This is a genomic window from Prevotella sp. LCP21S3_D2, assembly GCF_052118345.1.
GTDB lineage: Bacteria > Bacteroidota > Bacteroidia > Bacteroidales > Bacteroidaceae > Prevotella.
Genome location: NZ_JBQKHJ010000030.1, coordinates 1 through 24,792, shown reverse-complemented (window position 1 = coordinate 24,792; position 24,792 = coordinate 1). Strand labels below are relative to the sequence as shown.

The following is a 24,792-nucleotide window of genomic DNA, read 5'->3' as shown; positions in this document are numbered from 1 at the left end:
TCTATACAAGGAGTTTCAAAAAGGTAAGCATGCCTCCTTTCATAGGATGTTCTGCTTATGACAATCTGCGTTCTCCTGCTTTTTTTGCCTTGATGAATATTTTTCCCTATTTCTTTTTGTTATATCATTTGTTTTTATTAATTTTGCAATTACAAAGGGTAGTCGGTAGCGAAGATGTCAGCAGCCCGACTTGTGTCTTAGGAGCACAGTATGGTGGCATCGCCTTATGCTCCTTGCTTTTTATTGTTTTAAAATGATGTTTACAGACTACCTTTTGATACTTGTTTTAATATTCGATTTTACATTTTTTTGTTCCAAATTTTATGTCTTGATTAATAGATTTTATTTCGCCATCAATTTCTTTTCTATTGGAAAAAATGTCTATTATTTAAGAGTGCAATTTGTGTGTATTTATCTATAGCGTGTTTTATCGCACAACGGATAGTATTTGTAGAATAAGTACCTCTGTATTTTTTCTCATAGGCATATTACAAAAAATATTTTAAGAGATCTATGCATTTCTGTACTAGCTTTGTTTTCATAGATTGCATATATCGTATATTTATAACCTTCGGGAGTAATGGTAACGTTAATGCCATTATTGTTTTATAGAATAAAACACCTCAAACGCCATAGTCCAGTAAGCATGAACAGTTAGCCAGCGTGTTGTTCTTTCGCAGGCCGATTTTATCGACTTACGAAGGAACAACACGCTGGCTTTTAAAACTGTTGATACTTGCTTGGACTATTCCCACCCGGCTTTTCTATCCCTGCAGTCATTCCCTGTTATACTTTTTCTTCTTACTGAAACCAGAAATCTTTGATTCCGTATCGTCTTTGGGATTTCGGGATTCTTTTTCTGCAAAGTTATCGCGTATCTGGCAAATAGCAAGTCGTGATTCGGTAACAATCTTCCTTTTCCATGAAACATGTAAAAGAGTATTCTTCCCATCAGACTTGCCTTATTGCCTTGTACGCAGTTTGAAAAGCAGAAAAAGCTTCCCGATCCCAAGTCCGAAAGGACTTAACGAAAGGGAGAAAATAAATTTAGAGACTATGGCAAAAGATTTCAACAACCGCCTGATTACTCCAGAATTGGAGAAGGCAATGCAGGACTATCCGCTCTATTCCCAGGATAGCAAGAAGAAGAATGCAGTTTGCATCGCAGTGTTTTTCATCGGCAACGCTCGCTGGTATATTCTTGAAGGACAGCGAGAGAATGATGATTTTGTGCTCTTTGGCATCGTTGTAGGTCTGGCTGAGACTGAGTACAGCTACATTTCTGCCAATGAAATGGCAAGTGTGGAGTTGGATGCAACCAAGTTCGGACTCGGCAAGGTCAGAGTGGAGCAGAGAAAGCCATTCCAACCATGTCAGCTTTCTGAAATCATCGACAGAGAGTTGCAGTCTTTCCTCAGCAGACTTTACGATTGAAAACATTTTTCTCGGTGGGTAGTGGCTGATGGCTACTACCTGCCAAGTAACTACACTTAAAGCAATGAACATGGTACAGGTTTACATCAAGGGACAGGAGGATAAGGAGTTGAGCAGCTTTTTGCGCTATTATCCGGTACGTATCAAGAACATCGGTATGGATGCTTTCTTCGACCGCCAGGTTATCTATGATTTCAAGGATGGTCGAAACCATACTGATGTGGCGAAGTGCGTGGCAAAGATGCTTGTCAAGAAGTTTGGTCGTAAGGTTCGCAGCGTTGTCTTCTCTTGCGTTCCTGCAAGCAGTCAGGAGCGTAACGAGGCACGCAACAAGAACTTCTCTGAACTTGTCTGCAAGTTTTCTGGAGCAATCAACGGCTTTTCCCATGTCAAGGTTGTTGGCGAACGTACCGCAGTTCATGGCACAAAGGTCAAGAAGGAAGAGCGAGCAAAGCGCTTGAAGGAAAATAATAATATTGAGGTGGATGCGAACTTCTTCAAAAACAAGATAGTCTGCATTTGGGACGATGTGGTCACTACCGGCACTTCATTCTGTGCCTACACCGCACAATTAGAACAAGTAGGGGCGCACGTAACAAACGGCATTTTCCTCGGCAAGACATCATATAAATATGTACAGCAATGAAAAGAAAGAACATGACAAAGTTTGACAAGGCTGTTTCGGCAGCCTTTACAGGCCATCGCTTTTACAACTTCTCACAACAGGAGGTCATAAAAGAGCGATTGACCAAAGCCATCCTCGTAGCTTACGAGCATGGCATCAGTAATTTTATTTCGGGATTCGCCATCGGTATTGACTTGATGGCAGCCCAGATAGTGCAGTCGCTGAAACCTTCCTGCCCAGGAATGACGCTTACCGCAGCCATTCCTTTCAGAGGTCAGGCTGATAGGTTCAAGCCCGGCGATAGGATGGTTTATGATGGATTGATGGCTTCTGCAGATGAGGTGATCATCCTTTCAGAATACTATTACACCCGATGTTTTCTTGACCGAGACGTGTTCATGGTTGAGAATGCGTCCCTTCTCATTGCCTTCTATGATGGGAGAGAGAAGGGTGGAACCTACTACACTTTCAAGAAAGCCAACAGTTTGGGCATTCCGGTTGTGAATATATATTGAATAACTCGCTAAATATCAAGCTTATGAATGAATTTGTTGACATCATCGTTATCTACATCGTTTTCCGTGCCATCCTCGCCTTCCTGGGCGCATGGTGGCATGGTGACGGACGCAACGATTTCAGACGAGACCGATAAAGAATTGGTCTCAATAGTTTTGTGTACTATTTCTCAATGACCTATACGAGCATCATTGCTACAGAAAGTATTGTGACAATTTGGATGAATCTTCGGAAGGCTTTTTCTGGGAAGAGTTTTACCAGATGGATTCCGAGCAAGGCTCCGATTCCTATTACCGGAAGCATCAGGAGGTTCAGTGAGAACGAGCCCCAGGTGATATTGTCCCAGGCAAAGATTTGGAAAGGAACTTTCAGCAGATTGACAACTAGGAAGAACCAGGCGTTAATGCCGATGTATTCCATCTTCTCCTTGCGCATCGAGAGCAGATAGACTGACATGACCGGTCCGGCAGCATTGCCAATCATCGTGGTGAAACCGCCGAGCAATCCGAAGAGGGCAGAATACCACCATTTATGCATCCATCTGTTTTCCTTTCCGAATATTTCGCTCCAAATCATCACCGCCATCGCCAGGGCGAGCGTCCAACCCATCAGTTGGCGGAATCCCTGTGCCGGGACGAGCTTGTCAACAAAAAGTGCTACGAGAAATCCTAATAATGCTGTTGGCAAGAGCTTTGCTACAGTCTTCCAGTCGGCTATGCGCTTGTAGTAAGCAACAGCCATGATGTCGGCCATACAGAGCATCGGCAGAATTACGCCTGTTGATTCCTTGGCTCCAAAAGCCATTGCCATGTAGGGCACGATAAGGAGCATCATCCCCTGCACACCGGTTTTTGACATTCCTATGCACAATGCAGCCAGTGCCAGGATTGACCATTGAAATACGGATAAAGTTTCTAACATTTTCTCTCTTCTTTTTATTTGTTTCTATTCTATTTTTTTATTTGCGGGTGCAAAATTACAGCTAATCTTGCACAATATTATCCATTATATTTGCGTTATCATAGTGGATATTTGCACAAACGCAGATAAATGGAGATTATGCCTATATTAGAACGAAAGATTGCGCACAAAATGACAACCTTGTGCAGCCATATTACTTATCCGGAGTTCGTTCTGCCCCTGCATAAGCATGCGGAGTATGAACTCATGATTTTCACCCACGGCAGCGGAAAGCAGTTCGTGGGCGAGGGCGTTGCGCCTTATGCAGAAGGTGATGTTGCGCTGATAGGAAGCAATGTTCCGCATCTTCATCTTTGTAAAAGCAGGATGAAGAGTGGGGAGAATGCTGGGAAGGAAGAGCCTGGAAATATTGGGAAAAGAGAACTTAAACCAGGGCTTGAAACAGAACTTGAAGATAGGCTCTATAGTAGTGGCGAAGCCATCCAGTTTAGTCCTCAATTGTTTCCTTCGTCTCTTTTGAATTTACCCGATTACGCCCATATTTCAGAGCTTCTTTCAAAGAGCCAGTATGGAATACGATTCTATGATGAGGGATTGTATGATGAACTCTTAGAGATGATGAAGACTTTCGATTCATCCACCCACACCTCACGGCTTATCATCCTGCTCCAGATTCTCGACCGTCTGCATCATTGCAAGAAAACGCAACTCCTGTCGCCTACGGCTTACAGCAATGCTAATCGTCAACCCGAGTTGGAGGAGCCTATCGGCAGAATCTACACCTATTTATATAATAACTTCCGTGAGAAGGTGGTGCTGAAGGATGTTGCCGATTTTGTAGGTCAGAACCCGACTTCGCTTTGCCGCTATTTCAAGAAATCCACCGATAAGAGCATCTTCCAGGTGTTGGCAGAAATCCGTGTCGAATACGCCTGCAAGCTGCTTGCCAATTCAGATCTGACCATCACAGAAGTGGCTTTCTGTTCCGGCTACAATACGCCGACTCTCTTCTTCGAGCAGTTTCAGAAGATCATCCATCTTACTCCTGCTGAATATCGCAGGGAAATTAACGGGACTGCTAAGTGATGGCGAAAGAATGTCAGTTTCCCTTTTGAACTCATTAGTGTCTCGATTTTTACGGGACACTAATGAGCTACGACCTGTCAATGAAATGCGTCTGTTTTCCTTATCTGCGATGCTTGAAAGGCTTATTTCTTTGTCATGTCGGATTTTCTGAAAAATATTCTTAAATTTAATGCTGAAAAACTGCATATCTCATCTTTTCTTTGTATTTTTGCAAAAGAATTACGAATTTAAGCACGAAAGATATGATATTACAATTTAAAGTAAAGAATTTCCTTTCTATAAGAGAAGAGCAGACGCTGGATTTTACGGCTTCTGCTGACAAAACGTATGAAGACTACGCTGTTGTTAAAATAAAAGGTGTTCGCATTTCCAAATTGGGTGTTGTTTACGGACCAAACGCATCAGGCAAGAGCAACATCCTCAAAGCTTTGGCTTGGTTCATTTTTTATTTGGTTGCAAGTCGTTCCAAGAAACCTGGTACAGGCACAGGACTGACACCATTCATGATGGATGAGGATAGCCGAAACCAAAACTCATCATTTGAACTGATTTTCTATATTGGTGATGTCAGATATGAATATTCCGTTGTCTTGAACAACCAAAAGATTTATAAGGAAGAACTGTACTTCTATCCCAATAACCGCCGTGCGCTCTTTTATGAGCGTACCTGGAATGAGGACAAGAGCAACTCTTCAATTTCTTTCGGACCATTGCTGAAGTTGTCTGCAACACAGAAACTATTCATAGAGTCAAATTGCATTTCCAATGCTACGGTACTCACAACCTATAAGAATGCAAACGTTGAAAAGAATGTTGAACTTGACAAAGTCTTCAATTATTTTGAAAGCGAGTTCATGCCTTTGCTCAGCAAGAATGATAAGCTTGGACAGTTGGCTAACGATGTGGTAAGATTGGATGCTGACAGCAAGAAGTTTATCTGCGAGATGCTTGAAAAGGCTGATTTCAACATTTCCGACATATACATCAAGGAAGAAAAAGGTGAGGTTTCTGAGGAAGCTATGGAGAAGTTCAGAAAGATAGCAAAAATCTTACATATCTCGGAACCACAGGACAAGATCATATCTACAGAAGAATTGTTCTTCACCCACAAGACTCCTTTCTACACGGGAAGTCTTTCTAATATGGTGGAATCGGAAGGTACCAACCGTATGTACGGTTTGTCGGCATTGTTATTTACACTTATCAAAAACAATCAGACATTGCTGTGTGATGAGTTGGAGAACTCGCTGCATTACGACCTGTTCACCCATATTATCAAGACATTCCTTGTAAATTCAGACCGGGCACAATTGATATTCTCTACTCATAGTCTTATGCTTCTTGACGAGGATTTTATCCGCAGGGATATGGTGTATTTTGCCAGCAAAAACGAATCGGGAGCGACAGAGATTTATCGTGCCAAAGATTTCGGTCTCCATAAGGAAGTGTCCATCCTCAATGCTTACAGAGCAGGTAAGTTGGGAGCAAAGCCTCAGTTGGGCAGTATATTTATTGACGAATAAGAAAGGAGGTTAACATGGAACAGAGACCGCTTGAATATACCGTCAAAATCTATTGTGAGGGTTTTACTGAATGGTACTACTTTGAATGGTTGCGCACCAACAACCGTTTCAAGTTCTCTATGGAGCCGGACATTCCAAAGAACAGCCGTAGCTCATATAAGAAGAACTTGAAACTCATAGACAAGGAACTTCGCAAGAACCCACAAGAACGTGCTGATGCGATATTTCTCGTCATCGACACCGATACCCTGGTCAAGAACAAAGCGCAATACGCCATTTATCAAGAAGCAAAGGAGAAATACAAAAAGCAAGGAGTTATTTTCATCGAGAGTCACCCTTGCATCGAGATTTGGTTTCTTTATCACCTCATGGACAAGTTTGCACGAACCAACTTCGAAACATACGAGGCTTTGCGTCCTGCCATTGAAAATGTCCTGACAAAATACGAGAAGACAGTTCGCTATTATCAGAAGAACAGCCTATTCCGTGAGAACATATTGAAAAGCCAAACAAACAGGGAAAAGGCAATAGACTTCTCTATCAAGGCATGTAAATACGAGCCTATTGAGAATGAGATTGCCAATTACACAGAAGTGTTCAAGGCTATCCATTTCTTCCGCTTGCTACAGAAGTTTGCAGAAATTAGGTTACTATTGACAGAAAACTACGTGCCAATGTTGCCATTCAACCAAATGTCGCGAGCCATAAATCTTTAGCTATCATGCATAACGAAAATATGATTTGCACATTGAAATATTCGGGTACAATACTCAAATGTATTTTTTTTGATGGACAAACTTTTGACGTTGATGATACTAAACCATTGGATATAGCAGATTCAATAATAGGGTATATTGCAGAAATCATAAAATAACAGCATATTTCTTCGAACAGTTTCAGAAGATCATCCATCTTACTCCTGCAGAATATCGAAGGGAAATCAATGGGACTGCTAAGTGATGGCCAAAATTGCAAAGATACTCTATGATATTGCAAACATACAGAACTTTGTTATGCGAAAAAGTCAGTAACTTTGCACCGTCAAAAGAATAGTTGAAATTTAAAAGATTAGTTTAATCATGGAAAAGGAAATATTATTGAATAATGGAGTGAAGATTCCTACACCGGGTTTCGGAACGTTTCTTACTCCTGATGGAGCAACCTGCGTTGAAGCTGTGAAAGCTGCCATCGCTGCAGGCTACACCCACATCGACACCGCTGCTGTCTATAAAAAAGAGAAGAGCGTGGGCGAGGGAATCAAGGAAAGTGGAATCAAGCGTGAGAATCTCTTTGTTACCAGCAAGGTTTGGAACACAGAGCGTGGCTACGACAAGACCTTGAAGGCGTTTGACAAGACTTTGAGCGATTTAGGGCTTGATTATCTCGACCTCTATCTCATTCACTGGCCAGCCAACGAGTTGCAGTTTGGCAAGGATGCAAATCAGCTGAATGTAGAGACTTGGAAAGCGATGGAGCGTCTGCATGAAGAGGGCTTGATTCGCAGCATCGGTCTTTCTAACTTCATGCAGCATCATGCAGAGCCAGTAATGGCGAAGGCAAACATCTGTCCGATGGTTGACCAGATAGAGTATCATCCTGGATTCACTCAGAAGGAGTGTGTTGAGTTCTGCAAGAAGAACAATATTCTTGTGGAAGCATGGAGTCCATTGGGAAGAGGTAATGTCTTGGATAATCCTCTCTTGAAGTCAATTGCTGCCAACCATGGCAAGAGTGTAGCTCAAGTAGTTATCTGTTGGGTGATGCAGACAGGCGTGCTGCCACTGGCAAAGTCGGTTACTCCAAGCCGAATCAAGGAAAACATCGATGTATTCGACTTTGAACTCTCTCAGCAGGAAATGTTTGAAATCGCATCGCTGAAGGCAGACAGAATAGGTTCAGACCCCGATACATGTGATTTCTAAAATTTTATAGTTTGGGAGTGAAATGCTCCAAAAACATATAAGATGAAAATGTAAAAAGTTACGGAGATAATTCATATTCTCCGTAACTTCTTACATTAAGCCTCCATTTTTGAAGTTATTGGGTTTCCCTCAGTTCTTCTATGAGGTTTTCAAGAATATAATCATCGCTCATAAGCTGTAAACCATATTTCGGGTCAGACAGTTGCTGGTACACCTTAGTAGTGTAAAACAAGTTGAGTGCCCTTTCTGCATCAATATGCAGAGTTTCTGCCAGCATCATTATTATTCGGCTTTGTTTGCGCCATAATACAGAATCCCTCATACTTCTTTCTCCCAGTTTAATAAAGTTTCACTAATGTCGTCTGCCACCCAGTCAAGGCTTTGTGTATGAAGGTCTTCATACCGTTTAATCAGCCTACGATGAATCAGTCCCTGTTTCAGCAGGCGGTCGTGCATCTCCTTTCCGGAAATGCCCAATTTACGTGCTCCACTCTCTATTGCCATAACGGCGAAGTGAATATGTCTGTATGTATCGTTGTCTGTATATGCCATAATTCTATATTCCGTTTATGATAGTTTCTTTATGCTCAACCTCCATGTTGGCACATTATATCTGCAAAAATACAAAAAATATTCAGAAATGTGATTTTATGAATGAATTTTGTTTGCAGAGCTAACATGATTTAACCTTATTCTTAATCTAGAGGAGCATTGAGGGACAACTTGGGGAATATCTTGAATAACCGGAAATCCTTAATGACCTTAATGACCGGAAAACGCCCCTAAACATTTATTTGTTTTTCTGATGAAACTCCTTCCTTGTCTTAGCCATTACTTCTGTAGCCCTATCATGGGTCTCTATAAGCAATGGGCTTTTGTGATATTGCACAATCTTGACACCAAGAGAGTTGTGCCTTTTCTTTTCCTCGATGCATTGGACAATCAAGTCCGGATTTGCCGACTTTGATGTTGGAGTCTTGTCAAAGTTCTGAATATAGGCAGCGTTGGTCAGGAAGAGAATGTCGGAACCTTCCGGTATTTCCTGCATTACCTTCACCATGAGGGTTAGCATCATGCGGAACTCAGTGGTGTGTAGGTCGCTGATTACATCACGGCTGATGATATTGCCGTTATGCTCAATCACAACGGCAGCACCACCAGCTCGCTCTTTATGGCCATAATCACATGAACCACCTATCCAAACGTAATATGTAGAAGTATCTTGTGTCATAATTATTTTATCTTCAACGTCCGCAGATATTCCTTCTGCTCGGGCGTGATTCTGTAGCTCTCGATGGCCTTCTGGATGGTCTTGTTGTGCGTCCAGGGAGCAAGGCGGTTTTGCTCGATGTAGGGAATCGCCTGGTCCCATTGCTTGGCAAGGGCGGTGGCAAAGAACCAGGCTACCATCATTTTTACGTAATACTCTTCGCTCCTTACTGATGCAGGAATTTCAAGATATTCAGCCTTGAAGTCTTTATCTAGGTAATGAGACATAAGTGTCTCTATTCCAAAGCGACAAGTATAGACGTGTGATGATTTACTCCAAGTCTTGATTTTCGTCAGTAACTCCTCCTTGTGTTTGGCAAACACCTTCGGAGACATGATGTCGCAAACTGCCCAGTTGTCCACGAATGGCAGGAAGCTGTCTGTCAGACGAATGCACTCTTCGTAGTCTTTCACCTCGGAGATGAGGAGTCCGTGAAGCATGTTCTCATCGTAGTATTCGTGAGGAAGCTGATGCAGGAATTCCTCGCATTCTGCCTCCTTTGTAAACTCTTTTGCGAACTTGCGGAGCACAGGCACACGAATGCCTATGAAACTTTCCAAAGGCACTCCCGGTGTCAGTTTGGCTTGGAAAGCAGCATACAGCTTATCCTGCATGGCGAACAGTCTTTCTTGAAGTAAAGTCATAAATTCTTTGTTTTATAATGCAACATAGAAGGAGCAATTGCCTCTTTATTCCATTCTGCCATATTTCATTTCCACGCCCTCCTTATCATACTGCTTGCGCTTGCCGGTTGGTGGCTCAGTAAGTGTGATGCGAACTACAGCCGTGCGTGACAAGGAACGGGCGATGCTCTGGTCGAAAGCATCCATGTGGTGAGGAAGAAAACGCTCACAGATTAGTCGGAGACCATGAATCTTCTCTGCATCCTCGGTCACGATTTCTGCCTTGCCGAATGCAATGGCTGATTTGAATTGCAGGGTGAAACTGCCGTCCTTCGGACCAACCGTAGGCGCACAACGGGTTACGGCCGAAAGGCAAACCTCGGGATGAGTCTTGATTATCTCCAGTTTTTTGCCTTCCAAGGCACCATGAAAATACCAATTCACATCATCATCTGATGCGAGTGACAGCGGTAAGCCGTAAGGTTTGCCGTCTTCGTCAATGAAACTTACAGTTATATACGGAGCCTTGTGCATTACTTCCAATGCCCACTCACGATCCATTGCTCTTGATTTCTTTCTCATTATTTTATCCTTTGTACTTAAATACTTTAACCATATTCTTGTCGCCCCCCACAAACTGGCTGCATCTGTTCAGCATTCCGGTGTCAGAGAAACCGCATTTCACCATGACCTTTCCTGATGCTGAATTTCCGGTGAAATGATCTGTCCAGATGTTTTCTAAATGTTTCTTTCATTCAAATCTGATCATTTTTGCAAGTTCCATAAAATAGTCATTCGACCAAATATCCAACTCTTTGGGATTCCTGACAAAAGGCAATACGTCTGCCTTTATTTGATTCATGTCTGCCGTGGCAAGTCTTTCATTCAGTTTTTGAAGGAACGTCTCCTTGTCAAGCTCTTCGTGATTGAACTGTAAGGCTCTTTCGCACAAGTGAGTAAAGTCAAGAGGAACATTGTGGCGAATATACCATTCGAAGTCATACCAATCACGTCCCTTAACTCTGTTCTTCCAGGCACGATACACCAGTGCATGCATCTTTCCTGCAAAGAGGGCTGGCAAAGTGAAACATCGTGTCATGAAAGATTGGGGGAGCAGAAGCAACTTCTGTTCTGTTTGGAATTTCAAAGGAGGTTGAGTATCAACTTCAATCTTGATCTTAACAGATTTCTCAGTTTGGAATGTAATATCATATACATCTGTGTTGTCTTTCAGAAAGGCAGACTCTACTTTGACAAAGTTCTTTTTGTCCTTCTTTCTGATCTCAACCTCTCTACCCACCATAGCGAATTGGTCAATGATGGGCTGAAAATAATATGTAAAATCAAAGTTTTCATTCGGAGCAAGCAGGGAAAAATCCATATCCTCAGAGAAACGCTGCAATCCATGGAATATACGCAGACATGTTCCACCATAGAAAGCTGCCTCGTTGAAAAAGCCACCATTGTAAAGACCAGAAAGAATAATCTGCTGGTTGACCTCAAAGATAGCATTGCGCTTTTGCAGTTCGGTCGTTATGTCATAGCTCGAAAGCATTTGATTGAATATCTCGTTTGTATTCATTTCCTTAAATATTTAATTAGAGTTTCTATGGATTTAGACTTTTTCCCAACCTGAGCATATCGCTCAAATATACTTATGTCCATATTCCTGAAATCATCTATTTCCATTCGGATGTCCTCCTCCAAATAGTTCTCTACATCCTTCAGGTAACGTAAATTAACCTTCGGAGAATTTGCGATTAAGTCACAGAGAGCTTTTTCTGGTGTTGCCATCAGAAAGGCGTAACTTTGCATATTGATGCTTGTAATCCCTATTGAAAAGGCTTCTCTTGACATGTTCTTATACTCAAAACGCCCGACAGGAGTATCAAAACTACGGGAGTGCTTTAGTGTCATAGACTGAGTAGTATAAACAGCTTCTGGTATTAATCCATAATAACGTAAGGCAGTCTGCATAGACACATACGAAGGAGCATAAAGATGATTGGCTATCAGTTCTGTGGATAGAGCAACACGAGACACATTTGGGGCTACCACATAAAGCCCCTTCTTGAGTCGGATAATTTTATGAGCCGCCTCAAGACTGCGTACTTTCTGATTCCCTGCTTCAATGTTTGTAAACAATGAAGCTATAGCTGAAGTACTGACTGGTATGTTACCTATATGTTCTAAATCCATTATCATGGTGCAAAAATAGTAAAATTTGGAATAGAAAACGAACTTTTTCTTGCTTTTCTGTTCTGTTTTTGACTATTATTTCAAAGCCTTGCCGTCGGAGAAAGCGTTACCGACTTTCTCGCCCAACTGGATATAGCTATGATGAATAGGGTCGAAGACAATCAGCTCCATCTTCTCCATGTCTGGATTTCCGTCTTCTGCCAGATACTTCTCATCTACAAGAATATTGACGATTTCAGCAACGAGATAATAGCCGGTTTCGCTTTCGTCATACTTCTCCTTGATGCGGCACTCCAGGGTCATCGGGAAATCGGTGAACACAGGAGCGTTGACCATAGTCGCCTTTTCGATATTCCAGCCCGTCTTCTCCATCTTCTTCGGGTCGTTCTTGGCAGAAACAATGCCCACGAAATCAGAAGCCACCATGGTTTTCTTGGTAGCGAAGGCAACGGTAAACTCGCCGCCAAGCTTCAGGTTGTCTGTGGTGACGTGATTTCCCATCGAGATCATAATCTCCTTCATGTCCCACTGTCCTGCCCAAGCAGCGTTCATTGCGTTGGCAACTCCTTCCTTATTATATGTGCCGATAATCAGCACAGGCTGTGGTGCAAACCACGGCTTTGGTGCAAAACTTTTCATATACTTCGTACTTTATATTGTTATTATTTTAAATGTCCTTGTTGAATCATTTGCAGGTTCTCTGCAGTTTGTCTGAGTCTTGCTATATATATGATCATTTGATATTACTTCTAATGTCTGGATTTTGCTCTGGTTCCGCAGCCATCATTGGCTGTTCCTCAGGAAGTATGTATCTACTGCTGATGTGGAGACCAGAATCATTGTTCGCTTCTATCTCTCCACGCAGTCGTTCTTTCAATTTGGTGTTTCTGTTGATTACCGTCAGATTACGTATTGCATAAGCGAGAGCTTTGGGCTGGCCGATAAGCACACAGATTTTTTTAGCTCTCGTAATGCCTGTATAGATGAGGTTGCGCTGAAGCATCACAAAATGAGTCATCAAAACTGGGATTACCACGATCGGATATTCTGAACCTTGCGATTTATGAATGGTAGAAGCATAGGCCAATGTTAGCTCATCTAGCTCCGTTGCTTCATATTCCACCAGATTGTTGTCAAAGTTGACACATAGTGTGCGGTCTTCTATGTTGACTTTTTCTACAGTTCCGATGTCACCATTGTACACATTCTTATCGTAATTGTTACGTATTTGCATCACACGGTCGCCCAACTTATAGGTTGTACCACCACGGCTTATGCCCAATGTTGCTGTATTGAGTGCTTGCTGTAGCATCATGTTCAGGTTGGCTGCACCTACCACACTTCTTTGCATCGGCGTAAGTACCTGGATGTTGCTTAAAGGCTGATTGTAAGCCTTTGGCAAGCGATACTTCACAAGTTTTACTATTTCTTCAGCCACTTGTTCCGGGTCTTCATTTTTGATGAAGAAGAAGTCGGTCTGCTTGCCGTTGCTCGTATCTGGATAATGCCCTTGGTTGATGGCATGGGCACTCATGACGATTCTGCTGGATTGAGCCTGCCGGAAGATGCGGGTTAGTCGAACTACGGGAATCTTCTCGGAGTCAATAATGTCACGCAAAACATTGCCAGCTCCAACACTTGGCAACTGGTCAATATCACCCACAAGCACTAAGCGCATGTGTTCGGGAATAGCCTTCATTAGATTATACATCAATATGATGTCAATCATAGAACACTCATCCACAATCAGCGCATCACCTTCCAGTGGGTTCTCCTCATTTCGTTTGTAACCATCTTGTGGATTAAACTCCAATAGTCTATGAATGGTCTTGGCTTCCATATTGGTAGCTTCGCTCATTCGCTTGGACGCACGGCCAGTAGGTGCTGCAAGCAAAATCCTCATTCCTGCCGTTTTATACGCAGTAATAATACCTTGCGTAGTTGTGGTCTTACCTGTACCAGGACCGCCAGTCAGTACCATCACTTTCGAGCGAACCGCTTGTTGGATGGCAGCAATCTGAACCTCGTCATATTCTATACCAGAGACCTTTTCAATGGCTTTAATATCAGCCTTTAATCCGAGGTTATTTGCTCCTTGACTATTTATTAAGGTCAAGAGTTTCTTTGCCGTTCCACGTTCAGAATGATAGAATGGAGGCAGATATATAGCTTCATTCTCACGGATGAGATCTTCCGAAGCAATCATCTCTGAATTGGCTTGTCTGATGGGTTCTTCGTCTGCTTCAAGCAGTTTCTTGGCTGCTTCTATAAGCTGCTCTTCTATAGCATATACATGTCCTTCGTTGGAAAGTTCATTCAATGTATAACCTATACCACTTTTGCAACGTCTCAAATCGTTTTTCTCGTAGCCCATCTTAGAGGCAATACCATCAGCGGTTTTAAATCCGATGCCCCAAATATCATCTGCAAGGCGATAAGGATTCTCTTTCACGTTGTCGATGCTTTCCTTGCCGTACTGGCGATATATTTTGGCGGCATAAGCAGTACTTACTCCGTATTGTTGCAGGAAGATCATTACATTCTTGATGTCCTTCTGTTTCTCCCAACTGTCTCGGATTTTCTCTACACGTTTCTTACCGATGCCAGCCACTTCATATAGTCGTTCGATGTCATCTTCAATTACCTCGATGGTATCAGTACCGAACCTCTCAACTATCAGATGAGCATACTTCGGACCAATGCCTTTCACCAGTCCGCTTCCCAAATATTTCTCTATGCCATATACAGTTGCAGGCATCACTTCTTCCCACGTTTCGCATACGAATTGACGTCCGTATCGTTTATCTACTTTCCAGTCACCATTACACAATAGTACAGCCCCCACTGGTACATCCAGCAGGTTGCCCACCAAGGTAACAAGGTCTGAATAATCCTTGACCTTAACCCTCATCACGGAATATCCATTCTCCTGATTTTGGTAGGTAATATGTTCTACTACGCAACGTATCTTTATCATTTATTTTATGTCTATCTCTGTGAAACGATTGAAAGTTTGCCGAAAACTCCATCAGCATTTTCTGGGCGAGGGGAGCGTACCATGTCTTCACCTCCTGCTCTGTTGGCGTATGACCGCCGGGGAAATGGAAGGCTTGGTTGTAGTGCTCCAGGAAGAGAGGGGAGAAGTGAGCCAGGGTGTCCTGCTCACCAAAAAGTCCCCACACACGATCCTTATAATAGGGGTTGCAATGGTCGAACTGCACGGCTTCCAGTTCCGCAAACTCCCCAATCAGCGCCTCGTCAATCACAAGCCGCTGATTGCCGTCCCTTCTCGGTGCCTTGTATTCATGCTCGCCGATTCGCTCCTTCAGAAACTCCGTCATCATGAAATACGGATTGCCGAGCAGGGCAGGAATGCCCACCACCGGAGCCAGCATCTGGGCGAGGAAAGAGCCGCAGCTGTTGCCCAGAAGCAAGTCGGGCTGTTCCCGGTCGATGATGGGGCGAATCTCCTTCAGTGCCTCCTTGGGGTGCAAAGGGAGGTCGGGAGTCAGCACTACCGCCGTCCCCTCAAATGCCTCTTTCAAGGCTCTCGCCATCGGACAACTGCCCGTGGCGAAGAATCCGTGTAGGAATAATATCTTCTTCATGCTTATAAATTATTGTCTGTACCTTTATGTAGCAAATTGGATGAATGCAGGATTAGTTTTTGTTTCATTCCTTTTTCCTTACTTCCCAATGACCGCTATAGCCGCTACCTACATACACAATATGAGGCATTTTGGTGATGTGACGCTTAATGGTTCTTGTTGTTAATCCTGTTAAAGAAGCCAACTCTTCAGTTGTTATTTTAGGATAAACAGCTACTTGATATTCTATCCATTTATCTAAGTCTTTTCCTTGAGTGACACCTTGAGTGACATCTTGAGTGACATCTTGAGTGACATCTTGAGTGACATCATCATTCTCCATAATATTTGCCTCTATGCCTGGATGAGATTCCTGCCATGCTAAGATCATATTCGGGAATGTGACAGTAAACTGAGCACGGTCGGAGAAGAAGGTTGGGAGCATCTTTTCTTCAAAGTAAGGAAGAGCCTTAATCGGTTTGATGATTTTGCCCATGCCCGAACCTTTACGCTCCATATAACCCAACTGAGCAAAGATGTCTGCGATAACTGGATTGCGTCTGACAGAAGGAATGTCTTCTAAGTTCATTGTTTGAATAAGTCTTCCTTCTGGCATGGAACCTGGAGAATATATCACCATACGGTCATCGTACATATCTACATGAACCTCGCTACCCTGGATAAGATAGTCGCGATGAGCCAATGCATTCACTACAACTTCCATCACACAACGTTCCATATATTGAGGGATCTCGATGCGCTGCATCGGTTCTTTATACCAAAGGGTACGATTGTTGCGACGGATGAAGGACATGGTGTCTTCAAGAAGAGTTACAAGTCCGCCTGTAATCTCTGCGCTGTCGAGAGCATCGATGCTTCCTCCTGCTTTTGTCTTGCCGTTCCATCTTGTGCAGAACACACGGCTTTGGCGCAATGGACATTCGTCTGCCATCAACAGACCGGCATAGGTAAGTATTCCCTTATTGTCAACCAAGCCAAACGAACGGTAATGTTTTTTGTCGAAACTAAGCCCATTCCAGGCATAGTAGCGGCTGCGAAGTTTGGAAAATGCATAATCTTCAAACATTTCATCGCTTGGGCGTGCATCGAATGAAGAGTTGCGACCTCTTAATACCAGACGCTTATGTTCGGTACTATCAGCCACAACCGATTCGTTGCCAATGCGCACAAAGGTTTCAAGAACGCTGTCGCCTATATAATAATAAGGTGTATCTTCGCCTCCATGCACATGAAGAATGAGCAATTCCTTGTCTTCTACACGCTCTATCTTCAAGTCGATTTGCGGCATAGGATCAATGCGCTCCTTAATTTTTTGGCTGATAAATTCGGCATCAGTCTTGGCATCGGTCAACCCTATGATAGTATCGTCATCGGCAATACCAAACAATAGGCAACCGCCACTGCCATTGGCAAAGGCGCTGACGCTCTTGAGCCAACTTTTCACTTTACGGCGTTCCACTTCCTGCTTCTTATCGTATTCAGTAGTCTCACCTATATATTTTGCCATGTCCATATTTACTTAATTTTTGATTATTCATTATGCGCCTGTAATCTAGGGAGATAAGCCATGCTCAACTCCCATATTAGCGCAATATATCTGCAAAAATACAAAAAATATTCAGAAAAATGATTATATGGATTAATTTTGTTTGCAGGGCGAACTTGATTTAACCTTATTTTATAAGATAGAGGGATGTTTTGATAATCCGAAATCCTTAATGACCTTAATGACCGTGACCTTAATGACCGGAATACGAAAAAATGACCGCCTCCTCATGGGGTAGAGGAGAACGGCCATTCTTCATTTTCAACTTCTAGCCTACACAGCTAGTCACTCCGAGCGTGGTTGCGATTGCCGTCAAGATGCTGATGGCTATCTGCAACACCATCTTCCATGTGTCTCTTTTCATAGTCTTTCTAATTTAAAGGTTAAACATATGAGTTTTTTTGCAAGTTGGGGAGTTCATGAAGTTAATGAAGTTAATGAAGTTATCACTCCCTACGGTCGTTCGGGAAGTTAAGAGACAATGGTCTTTTAGATGCAGGACATTTGTCCCTCTAACTTCCCTTAACTTCCCTCTAACTTCCCTTAACTTCCCTCTAACTTCCCTTAACTTCCCCCTCTGTCTAGAAACCTACGTCTCCGCCCTGGTCGGTGCCGGAGCCTTCGCTACCCGTTCCGCCGGAACTCTCGCTGCCCTGACCTCCGGTATTCTCGCCACCTCCGGTGGTAGTAGAACCGCCGCCGCTGGTTCCGTCATCGCCTCCCTCCGGAGTGGTTGGAGCGTTGAGGTCTACGCTGGTCTTGCCCTCCTTGATTGCCTTGAGCACGGCAGCCTGAGCACTGCGGCTTGCCACGAGGTTGAACTCGGCTTCGTCACGCAGGGTCTTGAACTGCTGGCCAGGCTCCCACTGCACCTTCACGTCGGTGATGTTCTGCGCGGTGAACTTGTCGGCATCCTCGGCACCCTTCGAGGTGAGCAGGACGGAGAAGTCACCCAGGTCGCCCAGACGGACCTTCTTGCCCTCGAGCAGCATCTCTCTCATGCAGTCCACTGCCATGTAGAGGATGGCGCTGATGTCGGCTCTGGAGTACACGCTGCCATGAGAGGTGATGTGCTTGGCAAACTTCTCGATGGTCATGATGTCGGTGTACTGCGATACGGCGAAGGCGTTCTGCTTCTCGGTCTTCACGAGGTCGAGGTCAGCCTTCTCAGGCTCCTTGCCCTCCTTCTTCGCCTGGTTGATGCGTGACTTTGCCTGGTTGATAGCCAGAAGATTTGCGTTCACGCTACGCATTACGATGCTGTAATTAATCATAGTCGTTTGTGTTAAAAGGTTCATTTTTGCAACTCCCCGGATAGCCCCTTTTCCTGTCCTTTTCGGGGTCGTCATTGATGACCGGCGCCTGTCATCATTTATCCCCCGCCTCGGTCGTAAGAGATGCCCGTTTTCAGGCACCTAAGGCGTTTCCTTCGATTGCTGGTGCAAAGGTACGAAAAAACGCTGTAGGAAGCAATACTTTTCCGGCAACTTGAATTCAGTTTTCCGGAATCTTGTGAAATGGAGCCTTTCGAGAGTAGGTGAGGGGAGTCATGGCAACGGGCTGCATCCGGTCATTAGTGACCGGTCATTATCGGTCATTAAGAAAAATCACTTCCGGTCATTTAGCCCCTATAATATATATTAAAATATTTTAATATATATTATAGCTATTTTTTCGCCCCCCGAAAACCTTAATGACCGAAAATGACCGGGCATTAATGACCGGATTCCGAGGCTTTAATTAATACACTTTTATGCTAGTATTGTTCTTGTAATTTGTTCTGCTTTAATGATTTATAATAAGACATTTAAGTTTTTGTCTGTATATAAATGTATGGGAATAAACTACATACGTCAGCGTCCTTTCCTACAATGTTGCTGCTTCTTTGCCCCACTTTTCGCCTTCCCTTCGCTCTCATTTCCGCCATAAATGCTCTTTCTTTGGAGCATTTGTTGATGTGAGGAAGAGGATTTTTGCGTTTTCCCTTTGGAAATCTATAAAACCACTTTGATATCAGTTCTTTTGCTTCTTTATATAGAAGAGTAAAAATATCGAACATAGCTATCATAAGTATGTTTTATATCATTAGCCTTTGCATAGTTTCTTCCTTTAATATTGCTCTGTTTGGGGCAGTAAGCATTATTTACATAATCAGTTTTTATACTCATTTTCTTGTATAAAAGGTAAAATCCCTTGGTAAGTCTTTTTCTGGATTTTTGTGTTAATATTTATAATAAAACGTAGATGTTTCGAAATTTTTTTGTACCTTTGAAGGCAATTTTGCTATAAAAAGCAGGCTATAAATATAAAATTCAATATATAAGGAAATGACAGAACAGCAAAAACAAGCAATTATAGAAAGTGGAAAGCAATATTTCCGTTCTATTATCATTCCTAATCATTTGAAGAATCTGAATAAGCTTCATCTGAGTAGCTTTGATATAAATCCGTTTCTAATCAACTATCTTGCAGCATTCTTATGTGGCAATACTCAACCAACTAGTTTGGCAAAAGCTCTAGTTTATCCACGTATTCTTGGAACAAGCCTCAATACTAGTTTCGGACAAAATGTCCAGGTGTTTATTTCCCAGCTTCAGGAAGTTGTTGGTGGTGCTTCTGGTATTGATGGTATAGATATTGAATTTATTGATGCAATCGATGGACGCCGCAAATACTGCCAGTGTAAGGCGGGTCCAAAAACAATAAACAAGGATGATATTACTACCATTCTAAGTCACTTCAAATACCTCATGAACAAGTCTAGACTAGATAGAATGGGATTGCAGTTTGATGATCTTGTTGTAGGCGTTTTATATGGTGCTAAAGAAAACTTATCAGCTTTTTACAAGGCTATAGATACACATTATCCTGTTTTGTGTGGTTCTGACTTTTGGATGCATCTTACTGGTGATAAAAACTTTTATCATCGATTAGCAAAGGCTTTTGGTGAGGTTGTGGACGAAGATGGAATTGATGGAAGTGCTCTTATCCTTGCCAAAGTAGAAGAAATTGCAGAAGAAATTAGACAGAAAGGTAGTTTATAACAATGGCATTTATATCAGAGAATAATTTAGCAGCCCTTATTGGAACCTCCAATCGTACGGTTCAAACATGGGGTAAAAATGGACTTTATCCGCTTCATCAACAAAATGGTGCTTGGGGATTTGACATGGAAGAACTCAAGTCAATTCCTGAAGTGAAAGCCATGCTCCAAAGTAATTGGGAGGCAGAATCTACTGTGACACCAGTACGCCAATTCAATTCTATTGAACTTTTTGCTGGTGGAGGCGGACTAGCTTTGGGAATGTCGTTGGCTGGTTTCCACCACGTATTGCTGAATGAGTTTGAAACTGCAGCCTGCAAAACTCTAAAAACAAATAAACCCGAATGGAATGTGATTGAGGGTGATGTTCGCCATATTGACTTTACTCCTTTAAGGGGTAAAATTGATTTTCTTTCAGGTGGTTTCCCATGTCAGGCATTTTCGTATGCAGGAAAGGGGGCAGGATTCAACGATACTAGAGGTACTTTATTCTTTGAACTAGCCCGAGCCGTAAAAGAAATTCAGCCGAAAGTCTTTATGGGAGAAAATGTTAAAGGTTTAATCTCTCATGAAAATGGGCGAACATTTGAAACAATAAAAAATACAATTGCAGAATTAGGTTACACACTTGTTGAGCCTCGTGTCTTGCGTGCTATTATGTATCAAGTACCCCAGAAACGTGAGAGATTGATTCTTATAGCTATTCGTAATGATATTGCGCAAAATGTAGAGTTCCATTGGCCTACTCCTTATCATGAAGTGTTAACTCTTCGTGATGCTCTCTATAAAAGTGTTATTTATGAGAATGATGTTCCTGTTTCTGAGGGTGCCCAATATCCTGAGAAGAAAAAGCGTGTTTTGGCAATGGTCCCCCAAGGTGGTGATTGGAGAAATCTGCCAGAAGAAGTTGCCAAAGATTATATGGGTGGAAGTTGGTTGCTTGGTGGCGGAAAAACGGGTATGGCTAGAAGACTGTCACTTGATGAGCCTTCTTTAACACTAACATGCTCTCCATGCCAAAAACAAACAGAGCGTTGCCATCCTTTAGAAACACGCCCATTAAGCATTCGTGAATATGCACGTATCCAGACATTCCCTGATAATTGGGTTTTTCAAGGGAGTATGAGTGATAAATATAAGCAAATAGGAAATGCTGTTCCTGTTAATTTAGCGTGGGCAGTAGGTCGTTCTCTAATTCGGCTCTTCAATGATATTCAGAGAATCATGCCTGAGAATACACAGAATTGTACTGAAGCTGTTAGGGAGATTATGCACAAACAGTCACTATTAGAAGTTGTAAAAGATCACAATACGCAGACTTCTACAGTTACGAATAAGTATCACGAGCTCAACTTCCTTGATCTTTTCGACCAGTATGCACTCAATAGTATTACTGACAATAGTATGGTGCACGATGATATTAATTGGGAGAAATATGGTGGAAAGCCGCAGCAGGCAGCTATGGTGGATGAAACCAAGAATGTACTTATCTCGCTTGTAAAGAAAGACAACGAGAAGATGTTTCTTGACGGCTCTGCCACCATCTACTATACAGGCAAGAAGTTCCCTACATCGGTGGCTCTCAACAAGCTTTTCTACTTCATGCCTTATATAAAAGGTAAGGGTGTACGTGATTTATTCTTCATCAAAATAGCCCGTCTGGGTTATCGTAAGGAAGGAACAGCAGAAGAAGACAGAAATGATCTACGACTGGTGTTTGAAGTGGAGTTTGTAAAGCAGCTCTTCGATGACTATAAGCCTGTAGAATTGAAAATTTGGCAAACTTTTACGGATACAACCGTTGGTAAACTTATCAAGCAGGCTTATGCTTAGCGCAGTTTTACTTCTATATAAAATAGTGAATTATACTCTAAAAGCGGAGTAGCCTTATAAAGAGTTTTGTACAAGAAAGAGTCAAGAGAATTATAATTTTAGTTTAGTAAAAGTTATATTCTCTTGACTATTTAATACTTATTGAAGCGATCTTATAATGATTACTTCAAAACTCAGACTAAAATAAGAAAAATATGGATGATTATGAACTGCTATTATGTCAAAACGAAAACAAGAGGTTGCGTGGCATAATAGAAAGACTTGAAGATAAAGTGCGTGACTCTTCAATAAGATTTGCAACATATTGTGCTGATTATGAGGATAAAATAGCTCAGTTGAAGGGCAGGCATATTATTAATGAATTAGATAATTATAAAAGTGCTTACCACTATATAAATGATCAGTATAGGACTTTGGTTAAAACACAGGAAGAACTGATAAAATATATAGAATCATCACATAGGCTGCTTGACATAGAACAGTCTAAGTATAAAGATTATGTTGCCATATCCAAACAGGGATTGTTACAGCCTTCATTTCTAATCGAAGCATCTAAAGCAATAGATTATTTGAATATTTTAAAAGCCAAATTAAGTGCATTTAAAGAACATCATAAAGTTGAAGAACTTGATAAGATGTTGAAAAAAAATGCGGAAGAAAAAGATGCAAGAGTTACAGGCTTCCGTAGCCTAGTAAATCCACGATATAAAGCAGAGGAATTACTTAAAGAACTACATGAGCTTATAGACGGCCATAAGTGTAAGGAACACGTTCCTTATATTCTTATCTTAATGGAAGAAAAAGCTCTTAGCCGAAAACCTACATGGAAAGAGATGCGTGATGAATTTAAAGATATAGGAGCACCATCTAATTCCAATTACTGTAAGTTTATGAAATACAAGCTCAAGCCTGTAAAAACAGGCGAATGCTTTGATGAAGAAGAGATTTTGAGCAAGCGTTCTATCATAGAAGATATTCTTAATAAGTATAACACTCATTTTATACCTGATTTCCCGTTTTAACGGACTCTAGCGGACAACTTTTCTGTCCGTCCGTTTTCTTTGGTATTCCCAATACCTTATTGTATTTTTGCACTCGACAAAAGATGTCGGGTGCATTTTTTTTTGCACTAAAGTTATTAACCTGAGCGGAGGCGAGGAACCTCACAAAGTGATTGAAGATGGCCATCGGTAATCCACGGCTTCTCTCGCAAACCGATCAGGAATCATGGCAGATAATAAGAAGCATGAGAAAACGGCGCTGGGCATTGCCTATGCTGCCGTAGTGGAACTGGGCTATACGCATAGCCAGCTGGTGAAGCTCAATGAGGGCGTAAACTTTCCTACTCTGAGAAATATCAGAGACGGGAAAAAACTGAAGAAAGTTACGGAACGTTTCTATCTGAAACTTTTCTTCGATTTGTTGAATAAGGAATATGAGCTGCGAATGATCCATGGCGGCAAAGGAGCCGGCAGCCTACTCATCGTGATGAAAAATATCCTTGAAGCTGAGTTGAAATAGGCTTGGGCTGAAAGGTTGAAGCAGGCAGAATACAGCCAGGAAATAGGCTCGAAAAGAAAAGTGGTGAAAAGATGAGGGGGCATTCTTTCACCAACTGTTCCAGCGCATTCAAAGACTTCTTATCTTTGCACCAGCTTTCAGCAAGATCGGAGTTGGAACTAATCAGCCTTGAAAGGAAGGCTAGGTCTTGCAGTTATAGATTATGAACGGAATGTTTATGAGAGTAGTGCAGCAGGGCGAGGCTTTCGCTGTACAGAGTCAGAAGAGTGAGAACGGCCAGATGATGAAATGCAACATCATCCTCCAGGAGATGGGCGGCAAGTACGAGAACCAGTATGCTGCGGCAATGCTCGGCAACATTGCCCAGTGTAAGTTCGCTCCGGGAACATTGGTGGCGGTTACGCTCCGATTCACGACTCGTGAGTACAATGGGCAGGTTTACCAGGACATCCTCGTTACGGACATTGAAAAACTTGGCAAGTAACTAATCTTGAATTGAAATAGGTGGCGTGAGAATTGTCCCGGGATAATTTGCGCAAACTGAAACTTACGACACTTCTTTCGTTCATCTTCAATTTTAATTTAAGATTTTTATGAGTATAAAGAAAAACAACAAGGTTCAGAACAATGTTCAGAACCAGCAGGTGAATAATAACGGCTGCCAGCATGTGCAGTTGGGTGGAATAGCTTACTATGATGATAAGCAGTATTTCCTCTTCAGTCCTGATTCTGTAAATCAGGGTGTTGTAGAAGCGTTCCGCCGTCATGGCGTGGCTCAGCAAATGCAAGATGGAACATTTGATTTCGTAGCAGTTTCTAAGCCGAAAAGCCAGTCGGAACTGATTAAGAAACTGGCGCATGGTCGTGTGAGCAAGACCAAGGATGGGGCTATTCAGCTCACGCTGAAGGTGTTCTTCCATGAGGGAATCAACATCGCCCAAACGCTGGCTGTTGAGTCAGCAGAAGGGGCTGATGCTTTAGTGGATTATCAATTGAAACGATAAGGAAAAGATAGATGAGTTGTTATTTAATTAAGGTGGAGAACGGGCACAAGGTTGCCCGCTCCATCACCTCGGAAGAGGAGTATAAGCAGCTGCGTGGAAGCAACGAGCAGAAGGCGAA

27 protein-coding genes are annotated in these 24,792 nt (G+C 42.4%); 13 read left to right on the top strand and 14 right to left on the bottom strand.

What is annotated here, in order from left to right:
* Nucleotides 1–1,056: 1,056 nt before the first annotated feature.
* From ACTQ16_RS14245 to ACTQ16_RS14235, 3 genes are all read left to right on the top strand, one after another.
* Complete coding sequence (locus tag ACTQ16_RS14245; RefSeq protein WP_441203148.1) at nt 1,057–1,434, top strand: DUF2958 domain-containing protein; 378 nt, start codon at nt 1,057–1,059, stop codon at nt 1,432–1,434.
* A 64-nt stretch (nt 1,435–1,498) separates the two neighbouring features.
* Nucleotides 1,499–2,080: a ribonucleotide-diphosphate reductase subunit alpha gene (locus ACTQ16_RS14240; RefSeq protein WP_441937996.1), complete on the top strand. Its 582-nt coding sequence runs from the start codon at nt 1,499–1,501 to the stop codon at nt 2,078–2,080.
* A complete protein-coding gene (locus tag ACTQ16_RS14235) occupies nt 2,077–2,574 on the top strand; it encodes an SLOG family protein (RefSeq protein ID WP_441203146.1) in 498 nt (165 codons plus the stop codon). The genes ACTQ16_RS14240 and ACTQ16_RS14235 overlap by 4 nt, the downstream gene beginning before the upstream one ends.
* Before the next feature lie 178 nt (nt 2,575–2,752).
* Here the strand turns inward: ACTQ16_RS14235 and ACTQ16_RS14230 are convergent, their stop codons facing one another.
* Nucleotides 2,753–3,496 (bottom strand): sulfite exporter TauE/SafE family protein, encoded by a 744-nt coding sequence (locus tag ACTQ16_RS14230; RefSeq protein ID WP_441937994.1) that lies wholly within the window; start codon nt 3,494–3,496, stop codon nt 2,753–2,755.
* Between the two features lie 138 nt (nt 3,497–3,634).
* Here ACTQ16_RS14230 and ACTQ16_RS14225 point away from each other — a divergent pair, with 138 nt between their 5' ends.
* From ACTQ16_RS14225 to ACTQ16_RS14210, 4 genes are all read left to right on the top strand, one after another.
* Nucleotides 3,635–4,582 (top strand): AraC family transcriptional regulator, encoded by a 948-nt coding sequence (locus ACTQ16_RS14225; protein ID WP_441937992.1) that lies wholly within the window; start codon nt 3,635–3,637, stop codon nt 4,580–4,582.
* Between the two features lie 242 nt (nt 4,583–4,824).
* Nucleotides 4,825–6,105, top strand: a complete 1,281-nt coding sequence (locus tag ACTQ16_RS14220; protein ID WP_441937991.1) for an AAA family ATPase — start codon at nt 4,825–4,827, stop codon at nt 6,103–6,105.
* Nucleotides 6,106–6,119: 14 nt separating this feature from the next.
* Complete coding sequence (locus tag ACTQ16_RS14215; protein ID WP_441937989.1) at nt 6,120–6,821, top strand: RloB family protein; 702 nt, start codon at nt 6,120–6,122, stop codon at nt 6,819–6,821.
* 363 nt (nt 6,822–7,184) lie between these two features.
* The gene (locus tag ACTQ16_RS14210) at nt 7,185–8,027 is read left to right on the top strand and encodes an aldo/keto reductase (protein WP_441937987.1); all 843 of its coding nucleotides are present in this window, start codon (nt 7,185–7,187) and stop codon (nt 8,025–8,027) included.
* A gap of 115 nt (nt 8,028–8,142) precedes the next feature.
* Here the strand turns inward: ACTQ16_RS14210 and ACTQ16_RS14205 are convergent, their stop codons facing one another.
* From ACTQ16_RS14205 to ACTQ16_RS14145, 13 genes are all read right to left on the bottom strand, one after another.
* Complete coding sequence (locus tag ACTQ16_RS14205) at nt 8,143–8,349, bottom strand: DUF3791 domain-containing protein (RefSeq protein WP_118141133.1); 207 nt, start codon at nt 8,347–8,349, stop codon at nt 8,143–8,145.
* On the bottom strand, nt 8,346–8,579 hold the full coding sequence (locus ACTQ16_RS14200) for a DUF3791 domain-containing protein (RefSeq protein ID WP_006846555.1): 234 nt from the start codon (nt 8,577–8,579) through the stop codon (nt 8,346–8,348). The genes ACTQ16_RS14205 and ACTQ16_RS14200 overlap by 4 nt, the downstream gene beginning before the upstream one ends.
* A gap of 238 nt (nt 8,580–8,817) precedes the next feature.
* A complete protein-coding gene (locus tag ACTQ16_RS14195; RefSeq protein ID WP_316210013.1) occupies nt 8,818–9,258 on the bottom strand; it encodes a ribonuclease H in 441 nt (146 codons plus the stop codon).
* 2 nt (nt 9,259–9,260) lie between these two features.
* Nucleotides 9,261–9,941 carry a DNA alkylation repair protein gene (locus ACTQ16_RS14190; RefSeq protein WP_441937984.1) on the bottom strand — a complete coding sequence of 227 codons (681 nt, stop codon included), beginning with the start codon at nt 9,939–9,941 and terminating at the stop codon, nt 9,261–9,263.
* Nucleotides 9,942–9,986: 45 nt separating this feature from the next.
* Nucleotides 9,987–10,502, bottom strand: a complete 516-nt coding sequence (locus ACTQ16_RS14185; RefSeq protein ID WP_441937982.1) for a pyridoxamine 5'-phosphate oxidase family protein — start codon at nt 10,500–10,502, stop codon at nt 9,987–9,989.
* Nucleotides 10,503–10,671: 169 nt separating this feature from the next.
* Entirely contained in the window at nt 10,672–11,502 is an 831-nt protein-coding gene (locus ACTQ16_RS14180; RefSeq protein ID WP_441937980.1) for a nucleotidyl transferase AbiEii/AbiGii toxin family protein, read from the bottom strand.
* Nucleotides 11,499–12,125: a type IV toxin-antitoxin system AbiEi family antitoxin domain-containing protein gene (locus ACTQ16_RS14175; RefSeq protein ID WP_094440158.1), complete on the bottom strand. Its 627-nt coding sequence runs from the start codon at nt 12,123–12,125 to the stop codon at nt 11,499–11,501. Before ACTQ16_RS14175 ends, ACTQ16_RS14180 begins: the two co-directional genes overlap by 4 nt.
* Nucleotides 12,126–12,194: 69 nt before the next feature.
* Nucleotides 12,195–12,758 carry a flavin reductase family protein gene (locus tag ACTQ16_RS14170; RefSeq protein ID WP_119227935.1) on the bottom strand — a complete coding sequence of 188 codons (564 nt, stop codon included), beginning with the start codon at nt 12,756–12,758 and terminating at the stop codon, nt 12,195–12,197.
* A 94-nt stretch (nt 12,759–12,852) separates the two neighbouring features.
* Complete coding sequence (recD2, locus tag ACTQ16_RS14165) at nt 12,853–15,096, bottom strand: SF1B family DNA helicase RecD2 (protein ID WP_441937979.1); 2,244 nt, start codon at nt 15,094–15,096, stop codon at nt 12,853–12,855.
* Nucleotides 15,020–15,727, bottom strand: coding sequence for a YqiA/YcfP family alpha/beta fold hydrolase (locus ACTQ16_RS14160; RefSeq protein ID WP_441937978.1), 708 nt, complete (start codon nt 15,725–15,727; stop codon nt 15,020–15,022). Before ACTQ16_RS14160 ends, recD2 begins: the two co-directional genes overlap by 77 nt.
* Before the next feature lie 64 nt (nt 15,728–15,791).
* Nucleotides 15,792–17,234, bottom strand: a complete 1,443-nt coding sequence (locus ACTQ16_RS14155; RefSeq protein ID WP_441937977.1) for an ATP-binding protein — start codon at nt 17,232–17,234, stop codon at nt 15,792–15,794.
* A gap of 307 nt (nt 17,235–17,541) precedes the next feature.
* A complete protein-coding gene (locus ACTQ16_RS14150) occupies nt 17,542–17,637 on the bottom strand; it encodes a smalltalk protein (protein WP_153126028.1) in 96 nt (31 codons plus the stop codon).
* Nucleotides 17,638–17,854: 217 nt separating this feature from the next.
* Nucleotides 17,855–18,547 (bottom strand): HU family DNA-binding protein, encoded by a 693-nt coding sequence (locus ACTQ16_RS14145; protein WP_441937423.1) that lies wholly within the window; start codon nt 18,545–18,547, stop codon nt 17,855–17,857.
* 1,053 nt (nt 18,548–19,600) lie between these two features.
* Here ACTQ16_RS14145 and ACTQ16_RS14140 point away from each other — a divergent pair.
* The 6 genes from ACTQ16_RS14140 to ACTQ16_RS14115 all read left to right on the top strand — a co-directional run bounded on the left by ACTQ16_RS14140 (nt 19,601) and on the right by ACTQ16_RS14115 (nt 24,674).
* Nucleotides 19,601–20,317, top strand: coding sequence for a PmeII family type II restriction endonuclease (locus ACTQ16_RS14140; RefSeq protein WP_441937976.1), 717 nt, complete (start codon nt 19,601–19,603; stop codon nt 20,315–20,317).
* Nucleotides 20,318–20,319: 2 nt separating this feature from the next.
* Complete coding sequence (locus ACTQ16_RS14135) at nt 20,320–22,149, top strand: DNA cytosine methyltransferase (protein ID WP_441937974.1); 1,830 nt, start codon at nt 20,320–20,322, stop codon at nt 22,147–22,149.
* A gap of 194 nt (nt 22,150–22,343) precedes the next feature.
* Complete coding sequence (locus ACTQ16_RS14130) at nt 22,344–23,171, top strand: hypothetical protein (protein ID WP_218417715.1); 828 nt, start codon at nt 22,344–22,346, stop codon at nt 23,169–23,171.
* A gap of 205 nt (nt 23,172–23,376) precedes the next feature.
* Entirely contained in the window at nt 23,377–23,670 is a 294-nt protein-coding gene (locus ACTQ16_RS14125) for a hypothetical protein (RefSeq protein WP_218417714.1), read from the top strand.
* Nucleotides 23,671–23,872: 202 nt separating this feature from the next.
* Complete coding sequence (locus tag ACTQ16_RS14120; protein WP_264959659.1) at nt 23,873–24,154, top strand: DUF3127 domain-containing protein; 282 nt, start codon at nt 23,873–23,875, stop codon at nt 24,152–24,154.
* A 109-nt stretch (nt 24,155–24,263) separates the two neighbouring features.
* On the top strand, nt 24,264–24,674 hold the full coding sequence (locus ACTQ16_RS14115; protein WP_441937973.1) for a hypothetical protein: 411 nt from the start codon (nt 24,264–24,266) through the stop codon (nt 24,672–24,674).
* Nucleotides 24,675–24,792 lie beyond the last annotated feature (118 nt).